Origin of the sequence: Bradyrhizobium sp., from assembly GCF_050014615.1 — a bacterium.
In the GTDB taxonomy this organism is placed as follows: Bacteria; Pseudomonadota; Alphaproteobacteria; order Rhizobiales; family Xanthobacteraceae; genus Bradyrhizobium.
The window spans coordinates 1-7209 of the sequence record NZ_JBEKCZ010000250.1; the positions used below are offsets into that span (position 1 = coordinate 1).

Annotated in this window: 9 protein-coding genes; 3 read left to right on the forward strand and 6 right to left on the reverse strand. The window is 62.7% G+C overall.

Annotation, left to right across the window (positions count from 1 at the left end; translation table 11 throughout):
- From ABR948_RS26785 to ABR948_RS26795, 3 genes are all read right to left on the reverse strand, one after another.
- Positions 1–630 (reverse strand): hypothetical protein (locus ABR948_RS26785; protein ID WP_428123807.1); only part of this gene is annotated, 630 nt, incomplete at its 3' end.
- Positions 631–726: 96 nt separating this feature from the next.
- Complete coding sequence (gene dctA / locus ABR948_RS26790; protein WP_428123809.1) at positions 727–2118, reverse strand: C4-dicarboxylate transporter DctA; 1392 nt, start codon at positions 2116–2118, stop codon at positions 727–729.
- 141 nt (positions 2119–2259) lie between these two features.
- Positions 2260–3426 carry a zinc-dependent alcohol dehydrogenase gene (locus ABR948_RS26795; protein WP_428123811.1) on the reverse strand — a complete coding sequence of 389 codons (1167 nt, stop codon included), beginning with the start codon at positions 3424–3426 and terminating at the stop codon, positions 2260–2262.
- Between the two features lie 549 nt (positions 3427–3975).
- Between ABR948_RS26795 and ABR948_RS26800 the strand changes: the two genes are divergently transcribed.
- On the forward strand, positions 3976–4230 hold the full coding sequence (locus ABR948_RS26800) for a hypothetical protein (RefSeq protein WP_428123813.1): 255 nt from the start codon (positions 3976–3978) through the stop codon (positions 4228–4230).
- A 2-nt stretch (positions 4231–4232) separates the two neighbouring features.
- On the opposite strand, the gene ABR948_RS26805 is transcribed toward ABR948_RS26800, so the two are convergent.
- Positions 4233–5132 carry a LysR family transcriptional regulator gene (locus tag ABR948_RS26805; RefSeq protein ID WP_428123815.1) on the reverse strand — a complete coding sequence of 300 codons (900 nt, stop codon included), beginning with the start codon at positions 5130–5132 and terminating at the stop codon, positions 4233–4235.
- A 104-nt stretch (positions 5133–5236) separates the two neighbouring features.
- On the opposite strand from ABR948_RS26805, the gene ABR948_RS26810 reads away from it, so the two are divergent.
- Positions 5237–5674 carry a DoxX family protein gene (locus ABR948_RS26810; protein ID WP_428123818.1) on the forward strand — a complete coding sequence of 146 codons (438 nt, stop codon included), beginning with the start codon at positions 5237–5239 and terminating at the stop codon, positions 5672–5674.
- 43 nt (positions 5675–5717) lie between these two features.
- The gene (locus ABR948_RS26815; protein WP_428123820.1) at positions 5718–6506 is read left to right on the forward strand and encodes a DODA-type extradiol aromatic ring-opening family dioxygenase; all 789 of its coding nucleotides are present in this window, start codon (positions 5718–5720) and stop codon (positions 6504–6506) included.
- 52 nt (positions 6507–6558) lie between these two features.
- On the opposite strand, the gene ABR948_RS26820 is transcribed toward ABR948_RS26815, so the two are convergent.
- Positions 6559–6684 carry a hypothetical protein gene (locus ABR948_RS26820; RefSeq protein WP_428123824.1) on the reverse strand — a complete coding sequence of 42 codons (126 nt, stop codon included), beginning with the start codon at positions 6682–6684 and terminating at the stop codon, positions 6559–6561.
- Positions 6685–6942: 258 nt separating this feature from the next.
- Positions 6943–7209: acyl-CoA thioesterase (locus tag ABR948_RS26825; RefSeq protein WP_428123822.1), on the reverse strand; the 267-nt coding region annotated here is incomplete at its 5' end.

Sequence of the window (7209 nt, forward strand, 5' to 3'; positions counted from 1 at the left end):
GAAGTCCGTGATGTACATCTGGACATGGTGGCCGTCATAATCCGGCTGCGGCCGATCGGTCTCGCGGAACAGAAGATACTGGTCCTTGCCGAATTTGACGCGCGCGAGCGTCGCGTCGCCATGGTCGAGTTCGGCGGGCATTCCCATGATCTCGGGATAGAAGGCAACAATGCCTTTCGCGGTCCCGGCCGGCACCTCGAATTCGACATAGGGGATGCCGAGCGTGATGCGCCCGAAATGCGCCGCGTCCGGCTCATGGCAGCGCACATGATTGCCCCAGGGACAGATCGCCTCGACATAATCATTGTGCTCGCTGAAGGCGAATTTGGTGCCATGCAGCTTTCCGGCGACACGCGCGAGCCGGTCGAGCAAGGCCGCGCGACCCGAAATGACGATCCCGGTGTGGCCGCGCAGCAGCTGCGCCTCGCCGCTCGGCAGGTGAAACTGGCTCCTGCCGGCGTTGACCCACATATTGTCGTCGGACACCATCAGATAGGGATCGCGGGTCAGCCCGAGCCCGGCGACATAGAATAATGTCGCCAGATGCTGGTCGGGAACCTGGACGTTGACGTGTTCGAGATGGATCGAATTGCCAAGATCTTCTGCGGCGCGGTCGAATTTCTGTTGCATGGATGCGTTTCCGGATGCGTTACGGCGGATCATAGTGAAGCGAGACGCCTGGTCCAACGATCAGGCGGGAACGATTCTTGCGGCGCGGCGCTGCCGTCATTGCACGGCCCGGATATCGGCATGGCCGCCGTCCCAGGCCCGCGTTTCCTCGGTTTCGACGAAACCGGCCTGAAATTCCGCGGTCGCGACCGTCATGTCGACGCCGTCGACCCAGCGTCCGACCACCAGCGTGGCGATGATGTTGGAGGCGAGATTGGTGGCGGCGCGAATTTCAGCCATGAAGCGATCGACGCCGAGCAACAGCGCGATGCCGGCGACCGGCACCGCGTCGACCACCGGAAGCGTGGCCGCGAGCGCGATGAAGCCGCCACCGGTGACGCCGGCGGCGCCCTTCGAGGTGAACAGCATCACGAACAGCACGCTCAACTGGTGCCAGAGCGAGAGATGAACGTTGAAGGCATTGGCGAGAAACAACACCGCCGTGGTCATGTAGATCGCCGTGCCATCCATGTTGAAGGAGAACCCGCCGGGCATCACCAGCCCTACGACCTCGCGGGACACGCCGACCTTCTCCAGTTTCTGCATCGAGCGCGGCATCATGGTTTCGGCCGAGGTCGCCGCGAACACGAACAGGATCTCGTCCTTGAAGTAGTTCAGCACCCGGACGACGCTGAAGCCGGACAGCCGCAGGAAGGCGCCGAGCACGATGATGACGAACAGGAAGCTGACCAGATAGACCGAGGCGACCAGTTCCCCGAGGTCGAGCAGGGTCCGCAAGCCGTATTGGCCCACGGTGAACGCCATCGCACACAACGCGGCGAGCGGCGCGAAATACATGATGATCCGCACCATGCCGAACAGGGCGACCGACGTCGATTCCAGAAACGACACCACCGGCCTGCCCCGCGCCTGCGCGAGGCTGAGCGCCGATCCGAGCAGCACGGCGATGAACAGCACCGGCATGATGTCGCCCTTGACGAAGGGCTCGACAAACGACCCCGGGATGATCGACTGCAGGAAATCCGACAGGGTGACGTTCTTGGCGAGTTTCGCGTAGGCCTCGACCGCCTTGGGATCGAACGCCGCCGGGTCGGCATTGAGCCCGACGCCGATCTTCCACCAATTGCCGACGGCCATCCCGATCACCAGCGCCAGCGTCGATGCGACCTCGAAATAAACCAGCGCCTTGACGCCGACATTGGCGACGCGGCGGATATCTCCCATCTTGGCGATGCCGACCACGATGGTTACGAAAATGATCGGAGTCACCACGACCTTGATCGCCCGCACAAAGCCGTCGCTGAAGGGCTTGAGATAGGCTGCTAGGTCCGGATAGGCGTAACCCAGGATCGCGCCGAGCGCGACCGCGATCAGGACCTGGACATAGAGCTTGCGATAGAACCGCGTTTTCTCAGGCGCGGCCTTGGCGGGCGGCCGCGGGAGTTTGGCGATTTCGGAAGTCTGATGATCGACTTCGAGCGCGGACATCGATTTTCCAGTCAGCAGGGACGGACGGTTTTGATCGTCTCTTAAGTTCGCTTCTTCGCAAAATCGGTCGCATCGGCGGCGCAGCCAAAGCGACCGTCGCTGGCCGCGACTGCGGCCAGCGTATCGCCCGACGATCCCGGACTACTCGGCGGCCACGCGATTGATCGCCGCATGGCCATGGGTCTTGACCACGACCTTGATGGCATCCTCGATGCGCTCGCGGGCGTATTTCAACGCGGTGGGCAGATCTTCCAGCGCGAAAGTGTGGGTATGCACCTTGGTGGCGTCGAAGCGTTTTTGCGCCATGAACGCCTCGGCGCGGTGCGTGGCGCTCTTGCCTTCGCCACGGATGCCGTAGATGTAAATGTTGTTGCGCACGATATAGGCGATATCGACTTCGGCCGGCTTGCCGGGAAACGCGGCCAGACAGATGCGGCCGCCGCGGTTGACCATGCGCGCCGCTTCGTTGACGGCTTCCGGCGCCCCCGAACATTCGACGACATAATCGACGCCCTTGCCGCCATTGAGCTTGCGGACGGCCGCGACCGGGTCTTCGTTCCTCGCGTTGACGACGTAGTCGGCGCCGAGTTCGAGACCGATCTTGAGGCGGTTGTCGCGCGTGCCGGTCAGGATCACCGGGTTAGCTCCCAGCGCCTTGGCGACCGCGACGCCGAGCAACCCGATCGGACCGGGCCCGGTGACGACGACGCTTTCGCCCGCGACCAGGCCGCCGAGTTCGGTCAGCCCGTACATCGCCGTGCCGGCGGTGACGACCAGCGTCGCCTCCTCGTCCGACATCTCATCAGAGATCGGAACCAGCGTGTTGATGCTGTTGATGGCGTATTCGGCAAATCCGCCGTCGGTCGTGAAGCCGTTGGCGCGATGCCCCTTGTCGACGTCACCATAGTTGAGGCCGTAATTGTGGCACGCCGTATACATTCCCTCGCGGCAGCGCTTGCACTGGCCGCATCCGGCGTGGATTTCGACGGTGACGCGGTCGCCGATCTTGTACTCGTCGACGCCCGGCCCGAGTGCGGCGACGGTGCCCATATATTCATGGCCCGGCGTGAAATTCTTGTTGTAGGGCAGACCGCCCTGGATCATCGCCGGCGGACCGTGATGGATGATCTCGAGATCGGTGGCGCAGATCGCGACCGCGTCGATCCGAACCAGAACCTCCGCCCGTTTCGGCACCGGCACCGGCTTGGTGGTCAGGGTCAATTGATCGGGATCGCCCAGCACCCAGGCGCGCATCGTCTCGGGGATCGGAAAATCGGGCGAGGTCTTGACGTTGTCGGGCTTGTACATGGGTTCTCCGGGGTGGGTTTGGCCGCTTATTCCGCCGCTATCGTCGACCGCTGCGATCGATCAATCCTGGGATGGGGGCGTAACAGAAAAGCGCGACTTAAAGTACGGCCGGCCGTCTGAAGGCCGCCGACGTCCCGCCCCATGGATAGGCGAACCGGCATGACACAGTACCCTGGACCGTACTTTTCGCTATCTCGCGCGGATTCCATTACCGCTCCACCCGGTTCTTGTTTTTATCGATGCAGTAGGGACAATCTTGGTTCCCAAAGCAAATGAATTTTCGCTGCAATTTCGCTGGAGCTTCCCTGGAGCTTCCCTTGAGTTTCCCTTGAGCTTCCCTTGGCTTGCGCCGCGGTTCCGAGGGGCGTTTTGGGCCCGGCCGGCCGCGGCGGCTGGGTGCCCGCCCGGCCTCGCCGGAGAGTTGTCCCGGCCGAGGATGGGCGGGGTCGGGTGTCGCGAAAACCGGCAGACCGGCGGCCCGGTTAATGAATCTTTAGGAATCAGCGCTACAGCTCGAAGCGGCTTTTCCTTAAAGATCGGGCCGATAGCATGACTGACCCTGACCTCTTAAGTCGCGACATCCATGCGTTGAAAGAACTGCAGCGGGTGGCCTGGAGCCAGCTCGCCAGCCCAAGTCTCACCAATTTCGACCGCCGCGAGATTCGAAACCGGATCAGGCAAAGCGAGATCGATTTGCGGAATTATCTCACGATGAGATCCGAACGTACGGGCCTTCCGATGCGGCCGGTGCCAGAGCCAAGCTACCGCGCCAGACCCAAGTTCCGGCTGCTTGCCGCGGACTAGCATCACGGTTCGGACGCGATACGGGCGACGAGAAAGTCGATGAAAGCCCGCACCTTCGCGGCCGGATGCCGGTCCGGCAGGAACACGGCATAGACGCCGCCAAGCTCGACCGTCGGTTGATCCAGCACGAGCGACACCAACGCACCGCTGCGCAGGCTGTCGGCAACGATGAAGTCCGGCTGGTAGATGATGCCCTGGCCCGCGATCGCCGCGGCGAGCAGGGCATCGCCATTGTTGGCCCGCAGGTTGCCGGAAACCTCAACCGCGATCTCGGACCTGGCGCCGAATGTCCAGCGGCCGACACCGGTCAGGCGCGAAAGCGTGTAGCCGAGACAATTATGGTCCGGCAATTCGGACACCGTGCGCGGCCTGCCCCGCGCTTCGAGATAGGCGGGAGCCGCGCAGATCACGGTGCGGCATGGCGCGATCCGGCGGGCGATCAGATTTGAATCGCTGAGGTTGCCAATCCGGATCGCGAGATCCCAGCCCTCCTCGGCAAGATCGACCAGGCGATCATTGAGGGCCAATTCGACGGTCACGTAGGGATGGTGTCTGGCGAACTCCGTGAGCAAAGGGGCGATCCGCCGGGTGCCGAACGAGACCGGCGCATTCAGCCGCAACATGCCTCTCGGCTCGACCCGGTCGGCGGAGATCGCGGCCTCCACCGCATCCATGTCGGCCATGATGCGCTCGGAAGCTTCGAGATAGCTGCGTCCGGCCTCGGTGATCGAAAGCCGCCGCGTGCTGCGGTGAAACAGCTTGATGCCCAACCGCGCTTCGAGGGCGGCGACGTGCTTGGTGACCATGGTCTGCGAGATCCCCATGGCCCGGCCGGCGGCTGAAAAGCTGCCAGTGCTGGCGGCTTTCGCGAAGACTTCGAGACTGGTCAGCCGGTCGAGCATGAGGCTATTCCACACTGTAAGTGTGAACTAAAATTCCTGATATCAATATTATCACACCAAAAGGAATGAATAATACAGGAGATCATGGAAAACAGGAGACAGCCTTGATCGATACCCGCACCGCCCCCTATGCCGCGCTTCTGCTTCGCCTCACCCTGGGTGGCCTGTTCCTCACCCATCTCGCCCTCAAATTCTTTGTTTTCACGCCGGCCGGGACGGCGGCGTTTTTCGGCAAAATCGGCCTGCCGCCGGCATTGGCCTATGTCATCATGAGTGCCGAACTTCTGGGCGGGATCGCGCTGATCCTCGGGGTCTGGACCCGGCTTGCAGCGCTGTTGCTGACGCCGATCCTGCTCGGCGCGATCTTCACCGTGCATGGCGCGGCCGGATTCTTTTTCAACAATGCCAATGGCGGCTGGGAATACCCGGCCTTCTGGATCGTGGCGCTGATCGTCCAGGCCCTGCTCGGCGATGGAATCTATGCGCTGCGCCCGTTGCGCGGCGATAGCGGCGTCAAGCTCAGCGGCGCCTATTCAGGTTGAAGGCGGCCAGCGATCGGCGCATCAAACCCGAGGGAGCCATGTCATGACAATGCCAAGCCTGTTTCTCTCGCATGGCGCGCCGACCCTGCCGCTGACGGATACGCCGGCCCGCGCGTTCCTGAGCGGGCTTGGCGGCACGCTCACACACCCTAAAGCCATTCTGGTGGTCTCGGCGCACTGGGAAACCGCGGTGCCGACGGTCAGCGCCGCGGAACGCAACGAGACCATCCACGACTTCCGGGGATTTCCACGCGCGCTCTATGAAATGAGTTACGCCGCGCCTGGCTCGCCGGCGGTCGCCGCGCGCGTTGCGGAATTGTTGCGGGCCGCCGCGATCGATTGCAACATCGATCGAAGCCGCGGCCTCGATCACGGCGCCTGGGTGCCGCTGCTGTTGATGTACCCGCACGCCGACATTCCCGTGCTTCAGCTCTCGGTTCAGCCGCATTTGGGGCCTGAGCATCACCTTCGCGTCGGCCGCGCCTTGGCGGCACTGCGGCAGGAGGGCGTGCTGGTCATCGGCAGCGGCAGCTTCACCCATGATCTGTCGGAATTTCGCGGCCACGGCCTCAATGATCCGGCGCCCGACTGGGTCAACAGCTTCGCGGACTGGTTCCATGACGAACTGACCGGCAACCAGACCGACAAGCTGCTCGACTACCGGCGTCAGGCACCCTTTGCGGCCAAGAACCACCCGACCGAAGAACATCTGTTGCCGCTCTACACGGCTCTGGGTGCCGCAGGCGAGAAGGCTGAAGCGGAGCGGCTGCACGCCAGCGCCACCTACAGCGTGCTGCGGATGGACGTCTACGCTTTTTCAGGCGCGCAATGAAGGCGCGCGGGCGTCATTTCGGGAAGGCGCCGATGTCTTTAGGCCAATAACGTCAAGCGCCGCCGGCAAGCCGGATCGCCGCACGCTCGGCATCCCGCGCGTTGCGAAACAACTGCCCTTCCAGTCGATTAAAATCGTGAGTTGCCGCGAAAAACCGGTAGCCGCCCAGATCGCGCACGACGATTCCGGCCGCTTTCGAGCTAACTTCGATAATATAAATGTCTGACATTTCTGATCTTGCGCCCTCACGCCTCGGAGCGCGCGGATAACAGGACCGGCGGGGAAAAGTTCCGCGCGTGAAACAACGAAGAATGGGGTGATGCCACACGCAAACTGTCGTCACCGGGCTTGACCCGGTGATCGACGTCTTACTTTCTCTCGGAGGAGACGAAAGGACGTGGATGGCCGGGTCAAGCCCGGCCATGACGGAAACCTCTCACGCCGAAACCGGCGCTGCGGCCTGCGGGATCGCCTGCGGATGTCCCTGATCGTCGATCGAGACATAGGTGAAATTGCCGTCGGTCACCAAAATCGAGTGCATTTCCTTGCGGCGCAGCACCCAGGCCTCGAGGTGGACGGTGATCGAGGTCTTGCCGATCCGGACCAGATTGGCATGCACGGAAACCAGATCGCCGACGAAAACCGGCTTGCGGAAATTCATCGCTTCGATCGCCACCGTGACGGTGCGCGATTTTGCGGTCTT

What these genes read in the sequence shown, in the direction of transcription:
- dctA (WP_428123809.1), bottom strand. Translation starts at nt 2,118, where the DNA reads ATGTCCGCGCTCGAAGTCGATCATCAGACTTCCGAAATCGCCAAACTC.
- ABR948_RS26795 (WP_428123811.1), bottom strand. Translation starts at nt 3,426, where the DNA reads ATGTACAAGCCCGACAACGTCAAGACCTCGCCCGATTTTCCGATCCCC.
- ABR948_RS26800 (WP_428123813.1), top strand. Translation starts at nt 3,976, where the DNA reads ATGACTGACCCTGACCTCTTAAGTCGCGACATCCATGCGTTGAAAGAA.
- ABR948_RS26805 (WP_428123815.1), bottom strand. Translation starts at nt 5,132, where the DNA reads ATGCTCGACCGGCTGACCAGTCTCGAAGTCTTCGCGAAAGCCGCCAGC.
- ABR948_RS26815 (WP_428123820.1), top strand. Translation starts at nt 5,718, where the DNA reads ATGACAATGCCAAGCCTGTTTCTCTCGCATGGCGCGCCGACCCTGCCG.